This is a genomic window from Serpentinimonas barnesii (assembly GCF_000696225.1).
GTDB classification, from domain to species: Bacteria; Pseudomonadota; Gammaproteobacteria; order Burkholderiales; family Burkholderiaceae_C; genus Serpentinimonas; species Serpentinimonas barnesii.
In genome coordinates this window covers 36,707-62,679 of the sequence record NZ_BAWN01000015.1, presented here as the reverse complement: position 1 = coordinate 62,679, position 25,973 = coordinate 36,707, and the positions used below count along the sequence as shown (strand labels likewise).

30 protein-coding genes and 1 riboswitch are annotated in these 25,973 nt (G+C 67.1%); of the genes, 20 read left to right on the top strand and 10 right to left on the bottom strand.

Annotated features, from left to right (window positions below):
- Positions 1–3: 3 nt before the first annotated feature.
- The gene (locus SRAH_RS05290; protein ID WP_029462308.1) at positions 4–705 is read left to right on the top strand and encodes a M48 family metallopeptidase; all 702 of its coding nucleotides are present in this window, start codon (positions 4–6) and stop codon (positions 703–705) included.
- Positions 706–752: 47 nt separating this feature from the next.
- Here SRAH_RS05290 and moaA read toward each other — a convergent pair whose 3' ends face one another.
- Positions 753–1,904 (bottom strand): GTP 3',8-cyclase MoaA, encoded by a 1,152-nt coding sequence (gene moaA / locus SRAH_RS05285; protein ID WP_029462307.1) that lies wholly within the window; start codon positions 1,902–1,904, stop codon positions 753–755.
- Between the two features lie 157 nt (positions 1,905–2,061).
- Between moaA and ppa the strand changes: the two genes are divergently transcribed.
- Positions 2,062–2,604 (top strand): inorganic diphosphatase, encoded by a 543-nt coding sequence (gene ppa, locus SRAH_RS05280; protein ID WP_029462306.1) that lies wholly within the window; start codon positions 2,062–2,064, stop codon positions 2,602–2,604.
- Between the two features lie 39 nt (positions 2,605–2,643).
- Positions 2,644–4,392: an NAD+ synthase gene (locus SRAH_RS05275; protein WP_439645538.1), complete on the top strand. Its 1,749-nt coding sequence runs from the start codon at positions 2,644–2,646 to the stop codon at positions 4,390–4,392.
- Positions 4,393–4,415: 23 nt separating this feature from the next.
- Here the strand turns inward: SRAH_RS05275 and SRAH_RS05270 are convergent, their stop codons facing one another.
- The 5 genes from SRAH_RS05270 to SRAH_RS05250 all read right to left on the bottom strand — a co-directional run bounded on the left by SRAH_RS05270 (position 4,416) and on the right by SRAH_RS05250 (position 9,372).
- Entirely contained in the window at positions 4,416–4,709 is a 294-nt protein-coding gene (locus SRAH_RS05270) for a type II toxin-antitoxin system RelE/ParE family toxin (RefSeq protein ID WP_029462304.1), read from the bottom strand.
- Positions 4,710–4,976 carry a type II toxin-antitoxin system ParD family antitoxin gene (locus SRAH_RS05265; RefSeq protein ID WP_029462303.1) on the bottom strand — a complete coding sequence of 89 codons (267 nt, stop codon included), beginning with the start codon at positions 4,974–4,976 and terminating at the stop codon, positions 4,710–4,712.
- 102 nt (positions 4,977–5,078) lie between these two features.
- The gene (locus SRAH_RS05260; RefSeq protein ID WP_045476277.1) at positions 5,079–6,302 is read right to left on the bottom strand and encodes an efflux RND transporter periplasmic adaptor subunit; all 1,224 of its coding nucleotides are present in this window, start codon (positions 6,300–6,302) and stop codon (positions 5,079–5,081) included.
- A 2-nt stretch (positions 6,303–6,304) separates the two neighbouring features.
- Positions 6,305–8,659 (bottom strand): ABC transporter permease, encoded by a 2,355-nt coding sequence (locus SRAH_RS05255; RefSeq protein WP_029462301.1) that lies wholly within the window; start codon positions 8,657–8,659, stop codon positions 6,305–6,307.
- Positions 8,656–9,372: an ABC transporter ATP-binding protein gene (locus tag SRAH_RS05250; RefSeq protein WP_029462300.1), complete on the bottom strand. Its 717-nt coding sequence runs from the start codon at positions 9,370–9,372 to the stop codon at positions 8,656–8,658. Before SRAH_RS05250 ends, SRAH_RS05255 begins: the two co-directional genes overlap by 4 nt.
- A gap of 50 nt (positions 9,373–9,422) precedes the next feature.
- Here SRAH_RS05250 and SRAH_RS05245 point away from each other — a divergent pair, with 50 nt between their 5' ends.
- Positions 9,423–9,761, top strand: a complete 339-nt coding sequence (locus SRAH_RS05245; protein WP_029462299.1) for a P-II family nitrogen regulator — start codon at positions 9,423–9,425, stop codon at positions 9,759–9,761.
- A 45-nt stretch (positions 9,762–9,806) separates the two neighbouring features.
- Here SRAH_RS05245 and SRAH_RS05240 read toward each other — a convergent pair whose 3' ends face one another.
- The 3 genes from SRAH_RS05240 to SRAH_RS05230 form a co-directional block, all read right to left on the bottom strand.
- Complete coding sequence (locus tag SRAH_RS05240) at positions 9,807–10,415, bottom strand: LOG family protein (protein WP_029462298.1); 609 nt, start codon at positions 10,413–10,415, stop codon at positions 9,807–9,809.
- 67 nt (positions 10,416–10,482) lie between these two features.
- Positions 10,483–10,893, bottom strand: coding sequence for a diacylglycerol kinase (locus tag SRAH_RS05235; RefSeq protein ID WP_029462297.1), 411 nt, complete (start codon positions 10,891–10,893; stop codon positions 10,483–10,485).
- 3 nt (positions 10,894–10,896) lie between these two features.
- Complete coding sequence (locus SRAH_RS05230; protein ID WP_029462296.1) at positions 10,897–11,466, bottom strand: RDD family protein; 570 nt, start codon at positions 11,464–11,466, stop codon at positions 10,897–10,899.
- A gap of 301 nt (positions 11,467–11,767) precedes the next feature.
- On the opposite strand from SRAH_RS05230, the gene SRAH_RS05225 reads away from it, so the two are divergent.
- Genes SRAH_RS05225 through SRAH_RS05205 form a run of 5 tightly spaced genes read left to right on the top strand, consistent with a single transcriptional unit; the run spans position 11,768 to position 16,467 of the window.
- Complete coding sequence (locus tag SRAH_RS05225) at positions 11,768–13,546, top strand: acetolactate synthase 3 catalytic subunit (protein WP_029462295.1); 1,779 nt, start codon at positions 11,768–11,770, stop codon at positions 13,544–13,546.
- A 23-nt stretch (positions 13,547–13,569) separates the two neighbouring features.
- Positions 13,570–14,061: an acetolactate synthase small subunit gene (ilvN, locus tag SRAH_RS05220; RefSeq protein WP_029462294.1), complete on the top strand. Its 492-nt coding sequence runs from the start codon at positions 13,570–13,572 to the stop codon at positions 14,059–14,061.
- 58 nt (positions 14,062–14,119) lie between these two features.
- Complete coding sequence (gene ilvC / locus SRAH_RS05215) at positions 14,120–15,136, top strand: ketol-acid reductoisomerase (RefSeq protein WP_029462293.1); 1,017 nt, start codon at positions 14,120–14,122, stop codon at positions 15,134–15,136.
- A 54-nt stretch (positions 15,137–15,190) separates the two neighbouring features.
- Positions 15,191–15,943 (top strand): ComF family protein, encoded by a 753-nt coding sequence (locus SRAH_RS05210; RefSeq protein WP_045476274.1) that lies wholly within the window; start codon positions 15,191–15,193, stop codon positions 15,941–15,943.
- 35 nt (positions 15,944–15,978) lie between these two features.
- Positions 15,979–16,467, top strand: a complete 489-nt coding sequence (locus SRAH_RS05205) for a tRNA (cytidine(34)-2'-O)-methyltransferase (RefSeq protein ID WP_029462291.1) — start codon at positions 15,979–15,981, stop codon at positions 16,465–16,467.
- A 13-nt stretch (positions 16,468–16,480) separates the two neighbouring features.
- Here the strand turns inward: SRAH_RS05205 and SRAH_RS05200 are convergent, their stop codons facing one another.
- Positions 16,481–17,098, bottom strand: coding sequence for a nucleotide-binding protein (locus SRAH_RS05200; protein ID WP_029462290.1), 618 nt, complete (start codon positions 17,096–17,098; stop codon positions 16,481–16,483).
- Positions 17,099–17,149: 51 nt separating this feature from the next.
- Here SRAH_RS05200 and SRAH_RS05195 point away from each other — a divergent pair, with 51 nt between their 5' ends.
- The 11 genes from SRAH_RS05195 to tolQ all read left to right on the top strand — a co-directional run bounded on the left by SRAH_RS05195 (position 17,150) and on the right by tolQ (position 25,953).
- The gene (locus SRAH_RS05195) at positions 17,150–17,788 is read left to right on the top strand and encodes a trimeric intracellular cation channel family protein (protein ID WP_029462289.1); all 639 of its coding nucleotides are present in this window, start codon (positions 17,150–17,152) and stop codon (positions 17,786–17,788) included.
- Between the two features lie 43 nt (positions 17,789–17,831).
- Complete coding sequence (locus tag SRAH_RS05190) at positions 17,832–18,266, top strand: DUF1841 family protein (RefSeq protein WP_029462288.1); 435 nt, start codon at positions 17,832–17,834, stop codon at positions 18,264–18,266.
- Positions 18,267–18,899: 633 nt separating this feature from the next.
- Positions 18,900–19,898, top strand: coding sequence for a lytic transglycosylase domain-containing protein (locus SRAH_RS05185; RefSeq protein ID WP_082210075.1), 999 nt, complete (start codon positions 18,900–18,902; stop codon positions 19,896–19,898).
- Positions 19,899–19,905: 7 nt separating this feature from the next.
- A riboswitch (ZMP/ZTP riboswitch) is annotated at positions 19,906–20,094 on the top strand.
- 57 nt (positions 20,095–20,151) lie between these two features.
- A complete protein-coding gene (glyA, locus tag SRAH_RS05180) occupies positions 20,152–21,396 on the top strand; it encodes a serine hydroxymethyltransferase (protein ID WP_029462286.1) in 1,245 nt (414 codons plus the stop codon).
- A gap of 96 nt (positions 21,397–21,492) precedes the next feature.
- Entirely contained in the window at positions 21,493–21,942 is a 450-nt protein-coding gene (nrdR, locus tag SRAH_RS05175; RefSeq protein ID WP_029462285.1) for a transcriptional regulator NrdR, read from the top strand.
- Positions 21,943–21,946: 4 nt separating this feature from the next.
- Entirely contained in the window at positions 21,947–22,567 is a 621-nt protein-coding gene (locus tag SRAH_RS05170) for a riboflavin synthase (protein WP_029462284.1), read from the top strand.
- Entirely contained in the window at positions 22,564–23,697 is a 1,134-nt protein-coding gene (gene ribBA / locus SRAH_RS05165; RefSeq protein WP_029462283.1) for a bifunctional 3,4-dihydroxy-2-butanone-4-phosphate synthase/GTP cyclohydrolase II, read from the top strand. The genes SRAH_RS05170 and ribBA overlap by 4 nt, the downstream gene beginning before the upstream one ends.
- A 1-nt stretch (position 23,698) precedes the next feature.
- Positions 23,699–24,202, top strand: coding sequence for a 6,7-dimethyl-8-ribityllumazine synthase (gene ribH, locus SRAH_RS05160; RefSeq protein ID WP_029462282.1), 504 nt, complete (start codon positions 23,699–23,701; stop codon positions 24,200–24,202).
- Positions 24,199–24,756 carry a transcription antitermination factor NusB gene (gene nusB, locus SRAH_RS05155; protein WP_045476271.1) on the top strand — a complete coding sequence of 186 codons (558 nt, stop codon included), beginning with the start codon at positions 24,199–24,201 and terminating at the stop codon, positions 24,754–24,756. Before ribH ends, nusB begins: the two co-directional genes overlap by 4 nt.
- A gap of 13 nt (positions 24,757–24,769) precedes the next feature.
- Positions 24,770–25,234 (top strand): tol-pal system-associated acyl-CoA thioesterase, encoded by a 465-nt coding sequence (locus tag SRAH_RS05150; RefSeq protein WP_029462280.1) that lies wholly within the window; start codon positions 24,770–24,772, stop codon positions 25,232–25,234.
- Positions 25,231–25,953 carry a protein TolQ gene (tolQ, locus tag SRAH_RS05145; protein WP_029462279.1) on the top strand — a complete coding sequence of 241 codons (723 nt, stop codon included), beginning with the start codon at positions 25,231–25,233 and terminating at the stop codon, positions 25,951–25,953. Before SRAH_RS05150 ends, tolQ begins: the two co-directional genes overlap by 4 nt.
- Positions 25,954–25,973 lie beyond the last annotated feature (20 nt).

Sequence of the window (25,973 nt, the reverse complement as noted above, 5' to 3'; positions counted from 1 at the left end):
ACGATGACGGCAACGCTGAGCTACGGCAGCGACACGATCCGCTACGAGGTGCGCTTTCTGGCATCGCGGCAGACCCTGGCTATCGAGGTGCATCCAGACAGCCGCGTGCTGGTCTGCGCACCTGTCGATTGCCCCGAGGCACTGATTGCGCAGCGGGTGCAGAAACGGGCAGCATGGATCAGCCGGCAACTGGCCGAGTTCGAGCGCTACCGCCCCCGGACACCTGCCCGACAGTACGTCAATGGGGAATCGCATCTCTATCTCGGCCGTCAGTACCGGCTGAAGCTGGCGCAGGGAGATTCGGCCAGCGTCAAGCTGACACGCGGCCAGCTTCTGGCCGTGTTGCCCGGCGAGCCGGAACCCGAGCGCGTCAAGGCATTGTTGCACCGCTGGTATCTCGACCGTGCACGGTTGGTGTTCAGCGAAGTGCTGGACGCCCACCTGCTCCACTTCAAGGCAGTGGAGCAACCGCGTCTGATCGTGCGCGCCATGCAATCCCGCTGGGGCAGCCTGTCGCGCGCCGGTACCATGACCTTGAACGTCAGCCTGGTGCGCGCCCCCCGCCCCTGCGTCGAGTACGTGGTGGTCCACGAACTTTGCCATACCCAACACCGCGACCACGATGCACGGTTCTTCAAGCTGCTCGGACAGGTGCTGCCGGACTGGGAACAACGCAAGCAGCGGCTGGAAGCGGCGCTGTTGTGAAGGGGGCACAAGGAGGGCACATGGCCCCCCAGATTTGCAGGGACTCCCTAGCCCCCGATATAACTCATCTCGATGCGCTGGCCGGCTTCGGGCGCGCGCGCCGCAGCAGCCAGGCTGGCGCGCAGCTCCGAGTAGCGCTCGCGCCGGGGCTGCCAGATGGCGGCTATTGCCGCGGCCAAGTCGGCTTCGTTGGCCCCGCCGCGCAGCAGGGCGCGCAGGTCGTAGCCTTGGGTGGCAAACAGGCACAGATACACCTTGCCCTCGGTCGAGAGGCGGGCGCGGTTGCAGTCGCGGCAAAAGGCTTGCGTCACGCTGCTGATGAAGCCCACTTCGCCCAGGGCCGGGTCGTGGCGGCCATCGGGCCCAGCGTGGCCCCAGCGCTCGGCGGTTTCGCCCGCATTGCTGGCGGGCAGGGGCAGCAACGGCAATTCGGCCTCGATCAACTGGCGCGCCGCCGCGCTGGGCAGCACCTCGTCCATGCGCCAGCCGTTGCTGCAGCCCACGTCCATGTACTCGATGAAGCGCAGCGCCAAGGGGCGGCCACGGAAGTGGCGCACCAGCGGCACGATCTGGTGCTCGTTGCTGCCGCGCTTGACCACGGTGTTGATCTTGATCGGCCCCAGCCCAGCGGCCTCGGCGGCGTCGATGCCGGCCAGCACGTCGGACACCGGAAAATCGACGTCGTTCATGCGCTTGAACACCGCGTCGTCGAGCGCATCGAGGCTGATGGTGATGCGTTGCAGCCCGGCGGCCTTGAGGCTGCGCGCCTTGCGTTGCAGCAGGCTGGCGTTGGTGGTGAGGGTGAGGTCGAGCGGCTGGCCGTCGGGCGTGCGCAGTTGCGCCAGTTGCTCGATCAGGGATTCGATGTTTTTGCGCAGCAGCGGCTCGCCGCCGGTCAGGCGCAGCTTGCGCACCCCGTGCGCCACAAAAATCCGCGCCAGCCGCGTGATTTCCTCGAAGCTGAGCAAGTCGGCGTGTGGCAAATAACGGTGCTGGCTGTCAAACACCTCGCGCGGCATGCAGTAGCTGCAGCGAAAGTTGCAGCGGTCGGTGACGCTGATGCGCAGATCGCGCAGCGGCCGCCCGAGCGCGTCGAGCAGCTCGCCGCGGGGTGGCGCAGCAGGCCCGCCCTTGGGCCACGCGGGCACCAGCAGGCCGGGCTTGAAGGCGTTGACCAAGGGGATGATGCGCTCGGACATGGGTTGCAAGCTTATACCAAGAGGCTGCCAGTCAGTTTGGCGACGGTAAAATCGGCTTCAATGCTGTGTGGCAGCAAGCGCTGTCGGCTGCCAGTGTATCGCGTGGCCGCTTTGTTTGCTTAGCCCATTCCATTCTTCATCACAGGCCGTTTCAATCATGTCACTCGACCACGTCACCCCTGGCAACAAAGCGCCCGCCATTTTCAACGTCATCATCGAAATCTCGATGAACGGCGATCCGATCAAGTACGAGGTGGACAAGGCCTCGGGCTGCATCTTCGTCGATCGCTTCATGAACACGGCGATGCACTACCCGACCAATTACGGCTACGTGCCCAAAACCATCTCGGGTGACGGCGACCCGGTGGATGTGCTGGTGATCACGCCGGTACCGCTGCCGCCCGGGGTGGTGGTGCCGTGCCGCGCGCTGGGCATCCTGAAAATGGAGGACGAAGGCGGCGTCGATGGCAAGGTGCTGGCGGTGCCCACCGAAAAAATCCTGCCGCTGTACTCGCAGTGGCAAAGCCTGTCGGACCTGAACCCGATCAGCCTGAAGGCGATCGAGCACTTTTTCGAGCACTACAAGGACCTCGACCCCGGCAAGTGGGTCAAGGTGCTGGGCTGGGACGGGCTGGAAGCGGCGCACCAGGAAATCCGCGACGGCATCGCGGCCTACGAGAAAGAGCAGCAGCAGGGCTGAGGCGCACGAGAATACGAACGCGCTGTTGTGTTAACTGCCTTGCCTGCTGACTTGGCTGCTTCGGTGCCCTTGGCTGCGCCCGTCACCGCGTCGCTGCCCCTCTGCGTGGCGCAGCTCAATCCCGTTGTGGGTGACTTGGCTGGCAATGTGCAGCAAATTGCGGTGGCGGCGCGCGCGGCCCACGCCCAAGGCGCGCGGCTGCTGCTCACGCCCGAGCTGGCGCTGTGCGGCTACCCAGCCGAAGACCTGCTGCTGCGGCCCGCCTTCGTGGCCGACTGCGAGGCGGCGCTGCAAGAACTGGCGCGACTGAGCGCCGATTGGCCTGGGCTGCACCTGGTGCTGGGGCACCCGGCGGCGCTGGTGCCACCGAGCCCCGCCGACGAGCCCTCCGGCGGCCACGGCCGCACGCGCTGCCTCAATGCCGCCTCGGTGCTGGCCGATGGGCGGGTGCTGCTGCGCTACGCCAAGCGCGAGCTGCCCAACTACTTGGTGTTCGATGAGCAGCGCACCTTCGTGCCGGGCCAGGACGTGGGCGTGTTCGATCTGCCCACCGGGCACGGGCAGCGGCTGCGCATGGGGCTATTGATCTGCGAAGACGCCTGGTACCCCGAGCCCGCCGCGCAGTCCCAGGCCGCTGGGGCCGAGCTGCTGCTGGTGCTCAACGCCTCGCCCTACCACTGGGGCAAGGGCGCGCAGCGCGAGCAGGTGATGCGCCAGCGCGTGGCCGAGACCGGCTTGCCGCTGGTCTATGCGCACCTGGTGGGGGCGCAAGACGAGGTGGTGTTCGAGGGCCGCAGCTTCGCCCTCGATGCCGACGGCCGCTTGGCCGCGCGCGCCGCCAGTTTTGCGCCCGAGCTGTTGCGCCTCGATGCCATTGCCGCGCCGCACAGTCCCTGGCGGCTCAACGGCCCGGTGGCCCCGGTTCCCGAGCCGTTGGCCGAGCTGTGGCAGGCGCTGGTGCTGGGCTTGCGCGACTATGTGGAGAAAAACGGTTTTCCGGGGGCGCTGCTGGGCCTCTCAGGCGGCATCGATTCGGCGCTGGTGCTGGCGCTGGCGGTCGATGCCTTGGGGCGCGAGCGCGTGCGCACGCTCATGTTGCCTTCGCCCTACAGCGCCGAGATTTCGCTCATCGACGCGCGCGAGATGGCCGCGCGCCTGGGCGTGCGCCACCAGGAGGTGTCGATCGAGCCGGTGTTCGAGGCGCTGCTGCACACGCTCGAACCCCTGTTCGAAGGCCGTGCGCCCGACCTCACCGAAGAAAACCTGCAGGCGCGCATCCGTGGCACGCTGCTGATGGCGCTGTCCAACAAGTTTGGCGCCATCGTGCTCACCACCGGCAACAAGAGCGAGCTGGCCACCGGCTACTGCACCCTCTACGGTGACATGGCGGGCGGCTTTGCCGTGCTCAAGGACGTGCCCAAAACCCGGGTTTTTGAGCTGGCGCGCTGGCGCAACGCCCACGACCCCTGCGGCGGCGGCTCGAACCCGATCCCCGAGCGCATCATCACCCGGCCGCCGAGCGCCGAGCTGCGCCCAGACCAGACCGACCAAGACAGCCTGCCGCCCTACGAGCTGCTCGACGCCATCGTCGAGCGCTACGTGGAGCAAGAGCAAGGCGCGGCCGAGATCATCGCTGCGGGCTACCCGCAAGCCGCCGTGGAACAGGTGCTGCGGCTGCTGCGCCTGAGCGAATACAAACGCCGCCAAGGCCCCTTGGGCACCCGCGTGACGCCGCGCAGCTTTGGCAAAGACTGGCGCTACCCCAACACCAACCGCTACCGGGGCTGAATAGGCCGCATGCGCGGGCGTGCTTAGAGCGCAAAGGTGTTGTCGATGTCACGCGCCCCATGCATGACGCGCACGACATCGATGCCGTCGGCGAGCGCCACGAAGAAAACGACGTACCTGCCCAAGGCCAAGCTGCGAAGGCCTGGAGCGAGATCATCCCTGGCTCGGCCCATCATCGGTTGCGTGGCCCACAGGGCCATTTTCTCGTCCAGCTCATCGATCCACCTGTCTGCGGCTGCGACGCTGTCATCTGCTATGAACTGCCAGATCTCCAGGATGTCCGACTCGGCTAGCGGCCGACGGGTGACGCGCGCCATCTACGAACTGGCCACCTTGGCCGACAGCCGGGAGCGTGCTTTGCGCTTGAGCGCATCGGCGTCCCAAGGCTGACTCGGTCCACTGTCAAGACCCTTGCACACCTCTAGTCGAAGCTCTTGGAGTTTGGCCTGCCTCAGGTGGTCCTGTGCTTGCATGAGGCGTAGCGCCTCGTGCACAAGCTCACTGGCCGAGGAATACAGCCCGGAACTGAGCTTTGAGCGCACAAGATCCTCGAGTTGAGGCGTCAAGTTCACGTTTATGCCCATAAATTCACCTCGCGCTGGTATAGGTGCGCAGTTTATCAGGATGCGCTTGACGCTGGCAAAGGTTCGCAAGGGTCAAAGGAGCGTGGACTGTGCGGTCAACGCTCAGCGCAGCCGCAGCCGCGCGCCATCGCTGAGCTGGCGCGGCGGGTGCAGCACCACTTGGTCGCCCGCTTGCAGCCCAGCCAGTACCTGCACCCGGCCTTCGCCCTGCAGGCCCAGTTGCACCGCTTGCAGGCGGGCGCGCTGCCCTTCGATGCGATACACCGCCCAGCCGGGTTCGGTGCGGGGGCCATTCGTGCCACCGTGGCGAAACACGGCGGCGCTGGGCAGGTAGAGGGCCTCGGGCACTGCGCGCAGCACAAAGCGCGCCTGCACCCGGTAGCCCTCGCCCAAGCCCGCCCAAGCGGCGGGCTCGTCGCGCAGCGCCAGCCAGACCCGCACCCGCTGCTCCTGCACCCCGAGCGCCGACACCTGGGTGAAGGCCGCCGGCTCGATGCGCTGCACCTCAGCCTGGAGCGTGGCCGGGCCGCCCCAGCGCAGCAGCTCGACCGCCATGCCGGGGCGCAGCCGCACCGCGTCGGCCGACAGCACATCGGCCTCGGCTTCGAGCGCCTGCGGTTTGCCCAGCTCCAAGATCGGCTCACCCAGCGCCACGGCGCGCTCGCTCTGCAAGTGGCGCCGCAGCAGCACGCCGTCGATGGGGGCGCGCAGCAGCAGCGCCGCCTCTGCGGGGCGCGCCGGGTCGTGCGCCAGCAAGGCGGCGCGGGCGGCGTCGCGCTGGTAGCGGGCGCTGCCCTGACTCCATTGCGCGCTTTGTGCGCGTTGCGCGCTGGCTTCGCGCTGCGCTTGCGCCTGCTGCAGCGCCGCGGTCGACACCATGCCCTGCGCCGCCAGCGCCTCTGCGCGATCGGCGGCGCTGGCGGCCAGTTGGGCCGTTTGGGCGGCCGCTGCGGTTTCGGCCTGGGCGGCTGCGTAGGCGCTCTGCGCCGCTGCGGCCTGCGCCTGCGCTTGGGCGCGGCTGCGCGCATCCAGCGCCGGGCTGGCCAGTGGGCGCAAGCGCACCAGCACCTGCCCGGCCTGCACGCGCTCGCCGGGCTCCCACTCCAGCCGCTCCACCACGCCAGCCACCGGCGCACTCAGCACAAAGCGCTGTTGCATGCGGGCGCGGCCTTCGGCCTCGAAGCTCTCGCGCACCGTGCCCTGCTGCACCGTGGCGTGGTCCACCAGGTGGCGCGCCGGCCACAGCGCCAGCGCCAGCAAGGCCGCCAACACGGCGGCCGCGAGCAGGTAGCGCAGCCAGGGGGCAGAGGGCAGGGGATGGGTCATTTTCACTCCCGGGTTTTTAACACGGCCACCAGGTCCAGTTGGCGCAGGCGGCGCAGGGCCCACCAAGCCGCCAGCCCCGAGGCCAGCAGCATCACCAAGCCGCCCAAGGCAAAAGCCTGCGGCGTGACGACCAGCGGAATGCGAAACAGCTCGTTTTGCATCCCCGCCACCAGCAGCGCACTCAGGCCGTAGCCGATGGCAAAGGCGGGCAGCAGCGCCAGCAGCACCAGCGCGCCCAGCTCGCCCAGCAGCAGGTCGCGCACCTCTTGCGGGGTGTAGCCCAGCACGCGCAGGCTGGCCAGATCGCGCGCGCGCTCAGCCAGCGTGATGCGCGCCGCGTTATAGACCACCCCGACCGCGATGCTGGAGGCCAGCAGCGTCATGATCAGGCCAAAGGTCAGCAGGCCTTCGGCCATGGTGTCCATGAAGGCGGCGATGGCGCGCTCTTGCTCGCTCACGGTGGCCACGCCGGGGCGCTGGCGCAGCGCCTGCAGCAGCGCGCTTTCCTGCGCCGGGTCGATGCGCAGCAGGGCGCCGGTGAGCCGCTCGCCTTCGAGCAGCAAGGCGTTGAGCCAGTCGAGCCGCGCATACACGCCCACGCCCAAGTATTCCTGCACCGTGCCAGCCACCGGCAGCCACAGGGTGTCGCGGCGGCCGTCCAGAAACTCCACTTGCAGCGTCTGCCCAGGGCGGATGTCCAGCCTCTGCGCCAGGTGCTCGGTCAGCAGCAGGCCCTGGGCCGGCAGTTCGACCGCTTGCAGATTGGCATCGAGCACGCGCCGCAGCTCGCTCTGCGCCGGCAGCCCCTGCACCGCACTGACGAAGCTGCGCGGCCCGTGGCGCAGCCGCACCGGGCTGTGCCGCACCCCTTCGACGGCCAGCACGCCCGGCAGGCTGGCCAGTTCGGCCAGGGCGCTGCTCGGGGTGGCTTGGGTGAAAACCAGGCTGATGTGCTCGCGCTGCACCAAATCGAACTGCACCCGCACGATTTCGTCGATGGCACTGGCTTGCAGCCGCGACAGGATCAAAATCCCGCCCGCCAGCGCGATGCCCAGCACCGAAAGCAGCGTGCGCCCAGGGTGGCGCTCCAACTGGCGCGCCACCATGCGCGCCGACGGCGGCAGCCAGCGGCTGGGCAGCAGCCTTTCGCTGCGCGAGTGGGCAAAGCGCGCTGGGCTGGGCGGGCGCATGGCCTCGGCCGGGGCCAGCCGCCAGGCGCGCCACAGGCCGGCCGCAGTGCCTAGGGCAGCGGCGCTGAGCGCAAAGGCACAGGCCAGCAACACCAGCTCGGGCCGCAGGCCCCAGTCCAAAAAAGGAAAGTGGTAGAAGCTGGCGTAGAGCTCGGCCATGCCGCGCCCCAGCCAGGCCCCCAGCGCCAGCCCGGGCAGCACGCCCACGCTCACCAGCAGCAGCACCAGGCTGGCGTAATGGGCCGCGATCTGCCGGTTGCGGTAGCCAAAGGCTTTGAGCAGCGCGATCTGCTCTTGCTGGGTGCGGATCAGGCGCGCGCTCACCACGCTGAGCAAAAACGCCGTCACGCCCAGAAAGATCAGGCCAAACAGGAGCGACATGGTGCGCAAGCCCAGCAACTCCTCTTCCAGCAAGCGGTGCGAAAACTGCAAGTCGCGCCCGTGGCTGCCGCGGCCGCCATAGGGCTGCAACAGCCGGTCCACGGCGGCGATCAGATCCGCCTCGGTGGCCTCGGGGGCCAGCTCCAGCGCCAACTGGTTGAAGGCCCCCTCCAGATCGAGCGCAGCGGCCAGCGTGTCGTGCGGCAGCCACAGCACCGCGAAGTGCACAAAATCAGGGAACAGGTCGCCCGGCCGCACCGGGTAGGTGAACTCGGGCGAGAGGCCAATGCCGCTGATGCGCAGCGCCTGGCGGCGGCCGTTGACGATCGCCACCAGCGCATCGCCCGCCTGCAGGCCGTGCGCCAGCGCGAAGGCTTCGCCCAGCACCGCCTCCCAGGGCTGGGCGGGCCAGTGGCCGCTGCGCAGGTACAACTGGTTCAGGCCCCCGGGGTGCTGCGGCAGTGAAACCAGTTGCCCGGTGATGGGGCGCTCGAAGCCGGCCAGCTCCAGTTGCGCCAGCGCCTGCACGCGCCCTTCGGCTTGGTGCACGCCGGGCAGGGCGGCCAGCTCGGGCAGCAGGGTCAGGGGCGCGCGCTGCAGGCTGGCAAACAAGTCGGCAAAGCGGTGTTCGGCGTAAAAGCGCTCGCGCGTCTGCTGCAGCGCCTGGTAGTTGCTCAGCGCCATCACCAGGGTGGCGATGCCGCCTATCACCACCAGCGCAATCGCCAGCGCCTGGCCGCGCAACTGCCAGGCGTCGCGCAGCAGTTTGCGCTGCAGCGCTTTCACCAGTGCAACTCCTGCGGCGCTTTGGGGGCCGGGTTGCGTAGTTCGCGCTCGATCCGGCCGTCGCTCAGGTAGATCACGCGGTCCGCCATGTCGGCAATCACCGCGTTGTGCGTGATCACCACCGTCAGGGCACCGAGCTGCTGGTGGATGCGCCGCAGCGCTTCCAGCACCCGCACCCCGGTGCGCGAATCGAGCGCGCCCGTGGGTTCGTCGCACAGCAGCACAGCCGGGCGCTTGGCAATGGCGCGCGCAATCGCCACCCGCTGCTGCTCGCCGCCCGAGAGCTGGGCCGGGAAATGGTGCTGGCGCTCGCTCAACCCGACCCATTCCAGCGCTTGCGCGGCCGGCATGGGGTCGGAGGCGATGTCGGTCACCAGTTGCACGTTTTCCAGCGCCGTCAGGCTGGGGATGAGGTTGTAGAACTGGAACACGAAGCCGATTGAGGCGCGTCGGAAGCGCGTCAGTTCGGCCTCGTCGGCCGCGTCCAGCTTGTGGCCCTGACACTGCACCTGCCCGCTGCTGGGGCGGTCCAGCCCACCCAGGATGTTGAGCAGGGTCGATTTGCCGCTGCCCGATGCCCCCAGCAGCACCACGAACTCGCCTGGGTACAAGTCGAGGTCGATGCCGCGCAGCGCCTGCACCTGCACCTCGCCCATGGGGTAGTGCTTGCACAGGGCGCGCGCACGAAATACCGGTTCGGCCGCAGCAGTCATGGGATGCATGATAAAGTCAGGCCAGTCATATTTCGTTGGAGCCCTTGCGCATGAAACAAATCACCGCCGTCATCAAACCGTTCAAGCTCGAAGAAGTGCGCGAGGCACTGGCCGAGCAGGGCGTGACCGGCCTGACGGTGACCGAGGTCAAGGGTTTTGGGCGCCAGAAAGGCCACACCGAGCTCTACCGCGGGGCCGAGTACGTGGTCGATTTTCTGCCCAAGGTGCGCATCGACGTGGTGCTCAAGTCCGAAGACGTGGAGCGCTGCGTCGATGCCATCATCCGCGCCGCGCGCACCGGCAAGATCGGCGATGGCAAGATTTTCGTCACCCCGGTCGAGCGCGTGGTGCGCATCCGCACCGGCGAGCAGGACGACACGGCGATTTGAGCGCAGCGCCCGCCGCAGAAGCACGGGCGGCCGCGCGACGGGTTTTCAGATTTGCTCCAGCCGATCCGGCGGCGCAAAACCGGCGTTTTGCACCAGCGCGGGCAGCAGCGCCTCGATGCGGGAGGAAATCTGGATCAGGTCCAGTTGCCAAGTGTCCATGAAGCCGGCCTGCGCGCTCTGCCCCAGCGCAGCCAGCAGCGGGTCGTAAAAGCCGTCCACGTTGAGCACCCCGATGGGTTTGTCGTGGTAACCAAGCTGGCGCCAGCTCCAGACCTCAAACCATTCTTCCAGCGTACCGATGCCGCCGGGCAGGATGAGGAAGGCATCGGCGCGTTCGGCCATGAGCTGCTTGCGCCGGTGCATCGAGGGCACCACGTGCAGTTCGGTGCACTCGCGCTTGGCGTGTTCCTTGATCTCTAGGCTTTGCGGAATCACCCCCACCACGCGGGCCCCGGCGTCGAGCGCCGCGTCGGCCAGCAGGCCCATGAGCCCGTTGTTGCCGCCGCCATAGACCAGTTGGCCGCCGTGCTGGCCGATCCACTGCCCGACCGCTTGCGCCGCCTGGGCGAAGTGCGGGTTTTCGCCGCTGCGCGAGCCACAAAAGACACAAAGCGAGAAGGCCGGGGCGGCCAAAGGGGCGGGGGATGTGTACATGATGCCGCCATTGTGTCATGCGGCCAAGGCGTCTGCCAAGCCGGAGGCGCCGCCGAGGCCGGGGCCGCTAGCCGCCCCAGAAACGCGCGTGCAGCGCCCCCAGCCAAACCCCACCACACAGCAGCAGGCTCAGCAGCACGGCGGCGCTGCCCATGTCTTTGGCGCGTTTGGACAGGTGGTGCCATTGCGGTCCGATGCGGTCGATGGCGGTCTCGATGCCGGTGTTGAGCAGCTCGACGATCATCACCAGCAGCACGGTGCCCACCAGCAGCCCAACCTCGACCCAGTCGCGCCCGACCCAAAACGCCGCCGGCACCATGATGAAGGCCGCCAGCGACTCCTGGCGAAAGGCCGATTCGTCCCAGGCGGCGCGCAGCCCCATAAGCGAGTAGCCCATGGCGTTCCAGAGGCGCAAGATGCCGCGTCGCTTTTCTTGTGTGACCGGGTCCAGGTGGGGCAGGGCGGGTTCTTCGTTCATCGATCAGGCGCTGGGTGCGGTTGGGGGTGCATGGATCAGCCTCGTGCCGGCCCAGGCGTCGTGCCAAAACTGTTGCTGCGGGTGCCAGCGCGCCAACAGCGCGTAGAGGGGCACCCAAGCCAACATCATCCACAAAATCCATGACACTTCCAAACCGAGCAGCGCACCCAGCACCATGGGCGGCGCAAACCAGACCCAGCTCAGCACGTAGCGCCACAGCGCGTGCGCCAGCCGCAGCGGTCGCCCGGCGTGGTCTACCACGCGAATGTGCCAGGTTTTCATGGCCAGCGTCTGGCCCTTGTGCCAGAAGTAAGCGAAATACAGGCCCCCGATCAGGAACAAAAAGCCTTGCAGCGCGTGCCGGTTTTGCATCGGATCGCGGCTGTCGGTGAGCACGCCAAAGGCCAGCGCGGACATGAAGATCACGCCAAACATCAGCGTGCCCTCGTACAGCCAGCAGGCCATGCGCCGGCGCAGCGAGGGGGCGCTGAGGGTGGCGGCGGCTGGTTTGGCCTGGTCCGGGGCGGCGGGGGATTCTGGCTGGGCCGGAGAGGCGGGTCGGTTTTTGCTCATGTGCGGGGTGGCGGCGGAAGAAGCGGGTGGCGGCGTGCAGGCGGAGAGGCGAATCGGGGCGCATTGTCGCACCCGGCAAGTGATGCGGCTGCAACGTGGCGCAATGTCGGGGTGCAACGCAGGCCGGGCCGCAGCCGAACATGCCATAATGCGCGCTTACCCAATTCAAACGGCAAACGGGTCAAGGTTGCGCGGTTTTTTCCGCCATGGCTTTGGCCTTAAGTCTCAAAGCGGCTCCACAAGGGCTGGCTCAGAGGCACCCAAGGTTTTTCGTCAGAGAAATACCCGAAAGGTTCATCAAATGGAAATCAAACAATCCGCATCCGGCCTGGCATCCAGCCCTGGCACTCCCGGCAGCCCCGAAGAACTGATGGGCGCCGAAATCCTCGTGCGCGCCCTACAGGCCGAAAACGTGCGCTACCTCTGGGGCTACCCCGGCGGCGCCGTGCTCTACATCTACGACGCACTCTACAAGCAAGACACCATCCAGCACGTGCTGGTGCGCCACGAGCAGGCCGCGGTGCACGCCGCCGACGGCTACGCCCGAGCCACCGGCGACGTGGGGGTGGCGCTGGTCACTTCCGGCCCTGGGGTAACGAACGCTGTCACCGGCATCGCCACCGCCTTCATGGACAGCATCCCGATGGTGATCATCACCGGTCAGGTCCCCACGGCCGCGATCGGGCTCGACGCCTTCCAAGAGTGCGACACGGTGGGCATCACGCGCCCCATCGTCAAGCACAACTTTCTGGTCAAAGACGTGCGCGACCTGGCGCTGACGCTAAAAAAAGCCTTTTACTTGGCGCGCAGCGGCCGCCCCGGCCCGGTGGTGGTCGATATTCCGAAGGACGTGTCCTTCAAGAAAATTGCCTACAGCGGCTACCCGGAGTCGGTCAGTCTGCGCTCCTACAACCCGGTGCGCAAGGGCCACGGCGGGCAAATCCGCAAGGCCTTGCAACTGCTGCTGGCGGCCAAGCGGCCTTACATCTACACCGGCGGCGGGGTGCTGCTGGGCAACGCCGTGCCCGAGCTGCGCGCCCTGTGTGAGCTGCTGGGCTTTCCGGTTACCAATACCCTGATGGGCTTGGGCGCCTACCCGGCAACCGATCGCAAGTTTCTCGGCATGTTGGGCATGCACGGCACGCTGGAAGCCAACAATGCGATGCAGAGCTGCGATGTGCTGCTGGCCGTCGGGGCGCGCTTTGACGACCGCGTGATCGGCAACCCCAAGCACTTTGCCCAAAACGAGCGCAAGATCATCCACATCGACATCGACCCGTCGAGCATTTCCAAGCGCGTCAAGGTCGATGTGCCGATTGTGGGCGATGTGCGCGAGGTGCTCACCGAGCTGCTCGCCATGCTGCAAGAAAGCCCGGTGCGGCCCGATGGGCGCGCGCTGGCGGCTTGGTGGGAAACCATCGAAGGTTGGCGCAGCCGCGACTGCCTCAAGTACGAGCGCGGCAATTCGGACGTGATCAAGCCCCAATACGTGATCGAAACGCTCTGGAACATGACCCGCGACGCCGACGCCTACGTCACCTCCGACGTCGGGCAGCACCAGATGTGGGCGGCGCAGTTCTACAAGTTCGACCGGCCACGGCGCTGGATCAACTCCGGCGGCTTGGGCACCATGGGCGTGGGCCTGCCCTACGCCATGGGCATCAAGCTGGCGCGGCCCGAGAGCGAGGTCTATTGCGTCACCGGCGAAGGCTCGGTGCAGATGTGCATCCAGGAGCTGTCCACCTGCCTGCAGTACGAAACCCCGATCAAGATCATTTCGCTCAACAACCGCTACCTCGGCATGGTGCGCCAGTGGCAGGAGATCGAATACTCGGGCCGCTACAGCCACAGCTACATGGACGCGCTGCCCAACTTCGTCAAGCTCGCCGAGGCCTATGGCCACGTCGGCATGCTGATCGAGCGCCCGCAGGATGTGGAGCCGGCGCTGCGCGAGGCGCGTGCGCTCAAGGACCGCACCGTGTTCATGGACTTTCGCACCGACCCGACCGAAAACGTCTTCCCCATGGTCAAAGCCGGCATGGGCATCACCGAAATGCTGCTCGGCAGCGAAGACCTTTAAGGCCAGGCTCTGGAGTGCAAACCATGAAACACATCATTTCTGTCCTGCTGGAAAACGAAGCCGGTGCCCTGTCGCGCGTGGTGGGGCTGTTTTCGGCGCGTGGCTACAACATCGAGTCGCTCACCGTGGCCCCGACCGAAGACGCCTCCTTGTCGCGCATGACGATCCAGACCACGGGCTCTGACGAGGTGATCGAGCAGATCACCAAGCACCTCAACCGCCTGATCGAGGTGGTCAAGGTGGTGGACCTGACCGAAGGCGCCTACACCGAGCGCGAGCTGATGCTGGTCAAAGTGCGCGCGGTGGGCAAGGAGCGCGAGGAGATGAAGCGCATGGCCGACATCTTTCGCGGCCGCATCATCGACGTGACCGACAAGAGCTACACCATCGAGCTCACCGGCGACCAAGCCAAGAACGACGCCTTTTTGCAGGCGCTCGAGCGCAGCGCTATCTTGGAAACCGTGCGCACCGGCCCCAGCGGCATCGGGCGCGGCGAGCGCATCTTGCGGGTCTGAAGGCCCGCGCACCCGTATCATCACCCATCCCCCCCCTTCTTTTTTTGGAGCCTCGAGCATGAAAGTTTTCTACGACAAAGACTGTGACCTCAGCCTGATCAAGGGCAAGACCGTGGCCATCATCGGCTACGGCAGCCAGGGCCACGCGCACGCGCAAAACCTCAACGACAGCGGCGTCAAGGTGGTGGTGGGCCTGCGCAAGGGCGGCGCCTCGTGGGACAAGGTCGGCAAGGCCGGCCTGAAGGTGCTGGAAGTCAACGAGGCCGTGGCCGCCGCCGACGTGGTGATGGTGCTGCTGCCCGATGAGCAGATCGGCGCCGTCTACAAAAACAACATCGAGCCGAACATGAAGAAAGGCGCTTCGCTGGCCTTTGCGCACGGCTTCAACATCCACTACAACCAGGTGGTGCCGCGCGCCGACCTCGATGTCTGGATGGTCGCGCCCAAGGCCCCTGGCCACACGGTGCGCAACACCTACACCCAAGGCGGCGGCGTGCCGCACTTGGTGGCGGTGCACCAAGACCAGTCCGGCAAGGCGCGCGATCTGGCTCTTTCCTACGCCATGGCCAACGGCGGCGGCAAGGCCGGCATCATCCAGACCAGCTTCAAGGAAGAAACCGAAACCGACCTGTTTGGCGAGCAAGCGGTGCTGTGCGGCGGTGCGGTCGAGCTGGTGAAAATGGGCTTCGAAACCCTGACCGAAGCCGGCTACGCGCCCGAAATGGCCTACTTCGAGTGCCTGCACGAGCTGAAATTGATCGTGGACCTGATGTACGAAGGCGGCATCGCCAACATGAACTACTCGATCTCGAACAACGCCGAGTTTGGCGAGTACGTGACCGGCCCCGAAGTCATCAACGAAGAGTCGCGCAAGGCCATGCGCAATGCCCTCAAGCGCATCCAGAATGGCGACTACGCCAAGATGTTCATCCAAGAAGGCAGCCTGAACTACCCGAGCATGACGGCGCGGCGGCGCAACACGGCCGAGCACCCGATCGAGGTGGTGGGCGGCCAGTTGCGCGCCATGATGCCCTGGATTGCCAAAAACAAGCTGGTGGACCAGAGCCGCAACTAAAGCCTTGGCCGCTGCGGCGCCGCCGCGCACCCCTCCGCCTGTCTCGGGCTGACCATGCGCTGGCTGCACCGCCTGCCCTTGCCCACCCTGTGCGCCGTCTGCCGCACGTGGGGCCGCAGCGCCGTCTGCCCAGACTGCTGCGGCCAGTATGCGCGCCTGTTGCCACGCTGCCCGCAGTGCGCCTTGCCGCTGGCGCCCGGGCTGGCCCTGTGCATACGCTGCACCGAAGCCGGACCCGGCCCACTGACCCAGTGCGTGGCGCGAGTCAGCTACGAATGGCCGTGGGTCGATCTGGTGGCGCAGTTCAAGTTTCGCTCGCAACCGGCTTGGGGCCATGCGCTGGCGCAACTGATGCTGCAAAACCCGCAGGCGCACGATCTGCTCACCCAAGCCGACGGCCTGATCCCGATTCCGCTCAGCCCAGCCCGGCAAGCCGAGCGCGGCTTCAACCAGGCGTGGGAGCTGGCGCATGCGTTGCAGCGCGCCAGCGGCTTGCCGGCGCTGCCTGCGGCCCTGTTGCACCGCGACACCCGGCAGGTGCAGCACGAACTCGGCCGCGCCGCGCGCTTGGCGCACGCCCAGCAAGCCTTTGCCGTCAACCCCAGCCAGCGCAGCGCCTTGGCTGGCCAGCACTGGGTGTTGGTTGATGACGTGCTCACCACCGGGGCCACCCTGCAGGCCGCTGCGCGCCACCTGCTCGACGCCGGGGCGGTGCGCGTGAGCGCGCTGGTGTTTGCGCGCACCCCGGCCCCGCAACCGGTGATCGACGCCGACCAGGCCCAAACCCTGCTCAACCGCCTGGATTGATGCGGCCACAGCACCCACAAAGCACCGCGCCCCCCATGTTCAACCTCGTCCTGGTACACCCCGAAATCCCGCCCAACACCGGCAACGCGATCCGCCTGAGCGCCAACACCGGCTGCACCCTGCACCTGATCGAGCCGCTGGGCTTTTCGCTGGACGACAAGCTGCTGCGCCGCGCCGGGCTGGACTATCACGAATACGCCGCGCTGCGCTTGCACCGCGACTGGGCCGCCTTTATGGCACAGGAGCGGCCCGATCCGCAGCGCCTGTTCACCTTCAGCAGCTTGGCCCAGCGCTCGGCCTATGAGCCGCGCTACGCGCCCGGCGACTGGTTCGTTTTTGGGTGCGAGACGCGCGGCCTACCGCCCGAATTGCTGGCTAAAATCGGGCCGGCGCAGCAACTGCGCTTGCCGATGCGGCCGGGTCAGCGCAGCCTCAACCTGTCCAACGCGGTGGCGGTGGTGGCCTTCGAGGCCTGGCGCCAGCAGGGGTTTGCCGGTGGCGTGCCCGCCGCCAGCGGCGCGTGAGCGCTTGCGGGTTTCAGTGCTCCAGCCAGCGGCAGATCGGCAGCCACTGTTCGAGGTCGCGCTGCACCCGCCCCGGCGCCACATCAAACAGCGTCAGCCCTTGGCCCGCCAGGTGAATGTAGTTTTGCGTGTCGCGCAAATACGCCAGCACGGGCAGCTCCAAGCCCTCGACGAAGCTGCGCAGCTTCTCGGCCGAGTGCGTGCGCGCATCGACCCGCATCCCCACCACCCCGATCGGCAAGCCGACGCTGCGGCGGCGCTCTTGCAACTCGGCCACGAAGTCTTGCGTCGCCATGATGTCGAACACGCTCGGCTGCAGCGGAATCAGCAGCTTGTCAGCGCGTTTGAGCACCTCTTTGAGATCGCGCCCGTGCAGGCCTGCTGGGGTGTCGAGCACCACGTGGGTGGTGCCGGGGGGCGGCTTGAGGCTGTCACCGTGGCTGGCATCCCATGTCACAATCGGTCGCGCCTGCTTAGGCCGCAGCGCCAGCCAGCGGCTGGCCGACTGCTGCCGATCCGAATCGCCCAGCAGCACCGTGTGCCCGCGCCGGGCCAGGTAGCCCGCCACTTGGGTGGACAAGGTGGACTTGCCCACGCCACCCTTGGGGTTGGCGACAACGATCACGGTCATGTGGTGGCTCCTGAAAAAAGCGTTTGACAGACACTCTACCATTAGCCTCCTATGCAAGAACTGCTGCACTGGTTTCAACACTTGAGCGTCGTGATCGAATCCGGGGCCGTGCTGGCGGGCGCCTTGTCGGGCTTGCTGGCGGCGGCGCACAAGCGGCTCGATCTGGTGGGGGTGTTCACGGTGGCGTTTCTGACCGCCTTTGGCGGCGGCACCCTGCGCGATTTGCTGCTCGACCAGCGCCCCTTCTTTTGGGTCGAACATCAGCACTGGCTGTGGTTTTTGCTCGCCCTGTGCCTGCTGGCGGTGCTGTTCATGCGCCAGCGCCATTTTGAGCCCACCGAGCGCGCCATGCAGTGGCCCGACGCGCTGGGGCTGGGGCTGTTTGCCGCCATCGGCGTGAGCAAGGCGCTGGCGGTCGGCATGCCCGAGCTGGTGGCGGTGCTGATGGGGGTGGTGACGGGCGTGTTTGGCGGCGTGCTGCGCGACGTGGTGTGCAACGAAATCCCGAGCGCCTTCAACGACCACAAGCCCTACGCCATCTGCGCCTTTGTGGGCGGCTGGGCTTATGTGGGTTGGTGGCACTGGAGCGGTTCGTCCGAGCAGGCCATGCTGCTGTGCGTGGTGCTTACCTTTGGGTTGCGCGCGCTGGCGCTGTGGCGCAATTGGGTGGTGCCGGCCTGGAAAATCTGAGGGCGGCGCAGCGTCCAAGGCGCGCAGAGGCCACAATCGGGCCATGTTTGAACCCTCACAAGCCGATGTGCGCCGATTTTTCTGTGGCGTCTATGCCAAGCTGGGCCAGCCAGCCGCGATGGAACCGATCGAGGTGCTGGCCGGGCAGTGGATCGAGCGCCACCCCGAATACCACGCCGATCTGGCCGATCTGGACGCGGCCCTGCAAGCCATGGGCGTGCCAGAGCCGCAGCGCGACAACCCGTTTTTGCACCTCTCGATGCACCTGAGCATCAGCGAGCAGTGCTCGATCGACCAACCGCCCGGCATCCGGCAGGCAGTCGAGCTGCTGGCGGCGCGCCGGGGCAGCGTGCACGCGGCGCAGCATGAGGTGATGGAGTGCCTGGGGCGCATGATCTGGGAAAGCCAGCGCAGCGGCACCCCACCCGACGGGGCCGCCTACCTCGACCAAGTGCGCCGCCGCGCCACGGCCGACTGATTGCGTGGGTGGGCAAGGCATGGCCCACGCCAGAGCCGGCCTAGGCAGGGTTGGCGGAGCAACAGCAAACGAAACGGCCCCAGCGGGCTGCACCCACTGAGGCCGTTGGGCCGAAGGGACTTCGGGCCCGGTGACGCGGCGGAGTGTTGTCGTCACACCGCGTCGCAAGCAAGGGATTGCTTGCGTTTCAAATGCCGGGCGCCGAGGAAAACCCCGGCGCGGGCAGTGGTCGGCTCCGGCTGGTTAGATCAAAGCGCCGAAACAGACAGCCCCACTTTAGCGGCTCTGGCGGTGGGTGGCTAGAAAAATAAAACTATGACGAAAATTTTGCCGATGAATTTTTTTGTATGTCATCGGGTGCCTGTTTCCTCCCGCAAAGCCTGTGCCGGCCCCTTGGCGGGTTTCTGCTTATAGCTATAAATTTTGAAGCATCGTTTTTTAAGGCTTGACAAGGTATTTTGAGGCCCCTACCATCCGCGCATCTTCAGCCTGGTGTTTTCCCTTGAGTCGCTTCGGGCGGCCGCACCAGATCCGTCCGAGCGCTGGCCTGTGCAGCCCGCCCTCGGCCCAACCATCGGGGCTGAACTGGCAATGACGATGGGTCTGCGCCGGTGTGCCCCCATGAGGAAAACCATGAACGCCATCTCTCTCTCTCCCGTTCCGGGCTCTGGCGCTGCTGTGTCAGCTGGGTCCGTTTGGACGCCTTGGGCGGCGGCTGCGCTGGCGCGGCCTTTGCTGCGCCTGACGCGTGGCAGCCTGGTGCTGCTGGGCCTGTTGCTGGCCTTGGCGGCATTCGCGCTGGCCACCCAGCCGCAGTTGCGCGATGGCATCGAGAGCCGCGCCTTGGCCTGGTTGCTGGAGCGCCAAATGTCGGCCTTCGGGGTGGCCGTCGACCCACAGGCCATCGACCGCGTGACGGTGTCCGACCCGCAGGCGCTGCCCGATGAGCAAGAGCGGGTGGCCAATTGGCTCAGCCGCAAGTACCGCGTCGCCAAAGAGCCCATGAGCGCGCTGGTGGCCGAAGCCTTTGTGGTGGGCAAGCAGCTCGACCTCGACCCCAAGCTGATTTTGGCCGTGATGGCGATGGAGTCGCGCTTCAACCCCTTTGCCGCCAGCCCGGTGGGCGCGCAGGGCCTGATGCAGGTCATGACGCGCGTGCACAGCGCCAAGCTGGAAGATTTTGGCGGCAACATGGCGGTGTTCGACCCGCTCACCAACCTGCGCGTGGGGGCCATGATTCTGCGCGACACCATCCGCCGCTCCGGCTCGGTCGAGGGTGGGCTGCGCCTGTACGTGGGGGCGGTGAGCACCGACGGGCGCGACTACATCGACCGCGTGCTCTCGGAGCGCGACCGGCTGCACCTCGTGGCTGCAGGCCAGCGGGTTGGCTTCAATGCCCAGCAGCGTCAAACGCTGGCCCGTGCCCCTGGCCCAGCCGACGCGCCGTCCGCCACGGTCGGTGCAGCGCCAGCGCCGGGGCTCGAGGCCGACGCTGCGGCCGTATCCACGCCAGAACGCCCCCTTGTGGCCGCCCCCGAGCTGGAGGCCAAGGCCCCCGCCACCCTGGATCTTGGCCCGCCAAGGCAGTCGGGTACCGCCCCCTACCCGGGCGATTCGCTCCCAGCCGCCTGATAAAATTTGGGCCGTGCGCGACTGGCGATAGGCCCGCTGCGCTGTTTGTGTATGGCCGCTTTGCACCCGCAAGGGTGGGCGGTGCTTGCGACAACAGCGCCACAACCCACGCGGGCCGACGTGGAAACTTTTACCACGGGGGAGCGCACGGCGGCCCATCCAGGGCCGTTCTCAGCCGTTCGCCTGGGCAGCCCTTGGCCCGCCAAGGGTCCGATTCCTTAGCCTCCACCGACCGACCCCAAGGACTGCCTGCATGTACGACCGCCGCCACCTGATCGAACAATCCGACCCCGAAATCTGGGCCGCCATTCAAGCCGAGCACGTGCGCCAAGAGCAGCACATCGAGCTCATCGCCAGCGAAAACTACGCCTCGCCTGCCGTGTTGGCGGCCCAAGGCACGCAGTTGACCAACAAATACGCCGAAGGCTACCCCGGCAAGCGCTACTACGGCGGCTGCGAGTACGTGGACGTGGCCGAGCAGCTCGCCATCGACCGCGTCAAGCAGCTTTTTGGCGCCGATGCCGCCAACGTGCAGCCGCACTGCGGCGCGTCGGCCAACGAGGCCGTGTTTCTGGCCTTCCTCAAGCCCGGCGACACCATTTTGGGCATGAGCCTGGCCGAAGGCGGGCACCTCACGCACGGCATGGCGCTCAACATGAGCGGCAAGTGGTTCAACGCCATCTCTTACGGCCTGAATGCCGATGAAGCCATCGACTACGAAGCCATGGAAGCCAAGGCGCGCACACACCGGCCCAAGCTGATCATCGCCGGGGCCTCGGCCTACAGCCTGCGCATCGACTTCGAGCGCTTTGCCCGCATCGCCAAAGAAGTGGGCGCGATTTTCATGGTGGACATGGCGCACTACGCCGGTCTGATCGCCGCCGGTGTGTACCCCAATCCGGTGCCCTATGCCGATGTGGTCACTTCCACCACCCACAAGAGCCTGCGCGGGCCGCGCGGCGGCATCATCCTGATGAAGGCCGAGCACGAGAAAGCCATCAACAGCGCCATCTTCCCTGGCCTGCAAGGCGGCCCGCTGATGCACGTGATCGCCGCCAAGGCGGTGGCCTTCAAAGAGGCGCTGCAACCCGAGTTCAAGCTGTACCAGCAGCAGGTGCTGCGCAACGCCCAGATCATGGCGCAAACGCTCACCGAGCGCGGCCTGCGCATCGTCAGCGGGCGCACCGAAAGCCACGTGATGCTGGTGGACCTGCGCGCCAAGGGCATCACCGGCAAAGAGGCCGAGGCGGTGCTGGGCCGGGCCCACATGACGATCAACAAAAACGCCATCCCCAACGACCCGGAAAAGCCGATGGTCACCAGCGGCGTGCGCATCGGCACCCCGGCCCTGACCACGCGCGGCTTCAAGGACGAAGAAGCGCGCCTGACTGCCAACCTGGTGGCCGACGTGCTCGAGCACCCGCGCGACGAAGCCAAGCTGGAAGCGGTGCGCGCCCAGGTGCACGCCCTGACCACGCGCTTCCCGGTCTATGGTTGAGCGGCTTGTGGCTGCGCCCGCCCAGCGCCTAGGCCAGCGCTGCGCTGGCTGCGGCGGCCTAATGGCCCATTGTGGCCACAGCGGCCCCGGCGCGCCATGAAGTGCCCCTTTTGCGCCCACCCGGACACCCAAGTGGCCGAAACCCGGGTGGCCGAAGACGGGCAGCACGTGCGCCGGCGCCGCCGCTGCCCGGCCTGCGACAAGCGCTTCACCACCTACGAGCGGCCCGAATTGGCGCTGCCGCAGGTGGTGAAAAAAGACGGCCGCCGCATCGACTACGAGGCCGCCAAGCTGCGCGCCAGCTTCGCGCTGGCGCTGCGCAAGCGCCCGGTGAGCACGCAGCAGATCGATGCCGCCATCGAGCGCATCGAAGAAACCCTGCTGCAACTCGGCCAGCGCGAGGTGGCCTCGCAGCGCCTGGGCGAGATGGTGATGCGCGAGCTCAAAAAAATCGACCAGGTGGCCTACATCCGCTTTGCCAGCGTCTACCGCAGCTTCCAAGACATCGACGAGTTCAAGACCTTGGTCGATGAAGTGCGACAATAGCCCCATGTTTACCGGAATCATCACCGGGGTGGGGCGCATCACCGCCGTCCATCCGCTTGGCCCTTCGGCGCAGCACGGCAAGCGCCTGTGCATTCAAACCCCACCGGGCTATTTGGCTGGGGTGGGCTTGGGCGACAGCATCGCCCTCAACGGCGCGTGCATGACCGTCACCACGCTCGATCTCGCGGCCCACGCGTTTACGGTCGAAGTCTCGGCCGAATCGCTGGCGCACACCGCCGGGCTCGACGCCCCCGGCCCGGTCAACTTGGAGCAAGCCTTGCGCGCCCACGACCGGCTCGGCGGCCACATCGTTACCGGGCACGTGGATGCGGTCGGGCGCGTGCTGCACTTTGCACCGGTGGGCGAGAGCTGGGCGCTGCGCCTGCTGGCTCCGGCGGCGCTGGGCAAGTTCCTGGCCACCAAGGGCTCCATCACCGTCAACGGCGTGAGCCTGACCGTGAACGCCGTGTTCGACCGCCCCGAGGGCTGCGAGTGCCACATCAACCTAATCGGGCACACCCTCACCCACACCACGCTGGGCCAGTTGCAAGCGGGCCAGCCGCTCAACCTCGAAATCGACCTGATCGCGCGCTACGTCGCACGCATGCTCCCCACTGCCCCATGAACACTCCTTGCCCCGAACCGGCCGTCATTGCCCCGGTCTCTGAAATCGTTGCCGAACTGCGCGCTGGCCGCATGGTGATTTTGGTCGATGAAGAAGACCGCGAAAACGAGGGCGACCTGGTGCTGGCGGCCGAGCACGTCACGCCCGAAGCGATCAACTTCATGGCGCGCTTTGGCCGCGGCCTAATCTGCCTCACGCTCACGCGCGAGCGCTGCGAGCGGCTGCAACTGCCGCCCATGGTGGCGCGCAACGGCACCAAGATGGGCACGGCCTTTACGGTTTCGATCGAGGCTGCCGAGGGCGTGACGACCGGCATTTCGGCCGCCGACCGCGCCCGCACCGTGCAAGCCGCCGTGGCCCCCGAGGCCCGCGCCGCCGATCTGGTGCAGCCGGGCCACATTTTTCCGCTGCAAGCGGTCGATGGCGGGGTGCTGCTGCGCGCCGGCCACACCGAGGCCGGCTGCGACCTCGCCGCACTGGCCGGTTGCACCCCGGCGGCGGTGATCTGCGAAATCATGAACGACGACGGCAGCATGGCGCGCCTGCCCGATCTGCAGCGCTTTGCCGCCGTACACGGGCTCAAGATCGGCACCATCGCCGACCTGATCGAGCACCGCAGCCGCACCGAAAGCCTGGTGCAGCACCTGGGCAGCCGCAGCCTGCTCACCGCCAGTGGCGAATTCACCGCGCACGCCTTTCGCGACCAGACCAGCCCGGCGCTGCACCTGGCGCTGGTCAAGGGCGCTTGGGCGCCCGAAGACGAAGTGTGCGTGCGCGTGCACGAACCCTTGAGCCTGCTCGATGCGCTCGAAGTCGGGCGTGCCATGCACTCGTGGTCGCTGGAGGCCAGCCTGCGCCACATGGATGAGCAAGGGCGCGGCGTGGTGGTGCTGCTCAACTGCGGCGAGAGCGCCGAGCAGTTGCTGGCGCAGTTCGAGGGCACGGCGCGCGCCGCCCAGGCCCCAGAACGCGGCCGCGGCGGGCTGGACTTGCGCACCTACGGCATCGGGGCGCAAATTTTGCGCCACTGCGGGGTACACAAAATGCGCCTGCTGGGTACGCCCCGGCGCATGCCGAGCATGACCGGCTACGGGCTGGAAGTGACGGGTTTTTTGAACAAAGGACATTGAGATGCAAGGTGCCGACAAAGGCTGGGCCGAAAGCGTGGCCGGGGGTGCGGCCGGGCCAGGGGCCGCGCTCGATGGCAGCGGCCTGCGCGTGGCGCTGGTGCAAGCGCGTTTCAACCAAGGCGTGACCGATGCGCTGGCGCAGCACTGCCGCGCCGAGCTGCTGCGCTTGGGCGTGGCGGCCGAGCAGATCGAGCATCTGCACGTGCCTGGCGCGCTGGAGCTGCCGCTGGCGCTGCAAGCGCTGGCCGCCAGCAAGCGCTTCGATGCGCTGGTGGCGCTGGGCTGCGTGATTCGCGGCGAGACCTACCACTTCGAGCTGGTTTGCAACGAGAGCGCGGCCGGCATCAGCCGGGTCATGCTCGATTACCGCATCGCGCTGGCCAACGCCGTGCTGAGCACCGAAAACCTGGAGCAGGCGCAAGCGCGCCAGATCGAAAAAGGCCAGGATGCTGCGCGGGTGGCGGTGGAAATGGCGCGGCTCTTGCAAAGCCAGGGGCGCGCATGAACGAGCCCATCCAGCCCAGCCCTGCCTCGGCCCCCAAGCCACGCAAGGCGGCCGATAAATCGGCGCGTACCCGTTCGCGCGAGTTCGCCGTGCAGGCGCTGTACCAGCATTTGGTGGGGCGCAACGCCGCTACCGAGATCGACTTGTTTACGCGCGAGCTGAGCGGCTTTCACAAGGCCGACAGCGCCCACTACGACGCGCTGCTGCATGGTTGCATTGCCAGCGCGCCTGAGCTGGATGCGGCGCTGGCGCCGCTGCTGGATCGGCCGCTGGCAGAGCTCTCGCCCATCGAGCACGCGGTGCTGTGGATCGGGGCCTACGAGTTGCAGCACTGCCTCGACGTGCCCTGGCGCGTGGTGCTCAATGAGTGCATCGAGCTGGCCAAATCGTTTGGCGGTACCGACGGCCACAAATACGTGAACGGCGTGCTCAACCAACTGGCCCCGCAGTGGCGCGGTGCCGAGGTGCAGCGCGATGCGGCAGGCCGCCCGGCGCGCCTGGCGCGCGCGGTCGGCGCGGTCGGCGCCAGCGCGCCCGAAGCGCCGCACCCTTGAATCGACCGCCACCATGTCACAAACCTTTCGTTGGCCGGTGCGCGTCTATTGGGAAGACACCGACGCCGGCGGCATCGTCTTTTACGCCAACTACCTCAAGTTCTTTGAGCGCGCGCGCACCGAATGGCTGCGCAGCCTGGGGCTGGAGCAGCAGCGCCTGCGCGAGCAAACCGGCGGCCTGTTTGTGGTGACCGAAACCGCGCTGCGCTACCACCGCCCGGCGCGGCTCGATGATTTGTTGCAAGTGAGCGCGCGCGTCACGGAACTTGGGCGTGCTTCCATGACACTGCAACAGAAGGCGCGCCTGTTGCCGCCGCAGGCCAGTCAGGCTGACCTGGGGGATGCAGCAGCAGCTTCCGAGCCCGCCGTTGCCGAGCTGCTGTGCGATGCCAGCATCCGCATCGGCTGGGTCGATGCCGCCACGCTGCGCCCGCTGCGCCTGCCGCCGGCCTTGGTCCATTTGCTAAACCAGTCATGAAACCGGACTTTTCCGTCATCCAGCTCATGCTTGAAGCCACTTGGGTGGTGCAGGCGGTGGTGCTGCTGCTCATTCTGGCCTCGATCCTGAGCTGGGCCGCGATCTTTCGCAAAGGCCTGCTGCTGCGCCGCGTGCAGCGCCTAAGCGACGAATTCGAGCGCGATTTCTGGTCTGGCGGCCAGCTCAGCGAGCTCTACCAGGCCGCGCTGCAACGCGCCCCCGAGGCCAGCCCGACCGAGCGCATTTTTGCCAGTGGCATGCGCGAATTCCACAAGCTGCGCGACCGCCGCGTCAGCCAGCCCGAGGCTCTGCTCGACGGCGCCCGCCGTGCCATGCGCGCCAGCCTGCAGCGTGAGGTCGATGCACTGGAAGCGAATATGTCTTTCCTAGGCTCGGTGGGCTCGGTAGCCCCCTACGTGGGGCTGTTTGGCACGGTTTGGGGCATCATGCACGCCTTCACCGGCATCGGGGCCATGGCGCAGGTCACGCTGGCGGTGGTGGCACCCGGCATTGCCGAGGCGCTGGTGGCCACCGCCATCAGCCTGTTTGCCGCCATCCCGGCCGTGGTGGCCTACAACCGCTTCGCGCACGACATCGACCGCGCCGCCAACCGCATGGAGAGCTTCATCGACGAGTTCTCCAACATCTTGCAGCGCAACGTGGCCACGCTCGGCCAGCCTGGCGCTGCGGCGTCTGCGTCCCCGGTGGGCGCGCGCTGAGGCGCACGGAGCACAGCCCA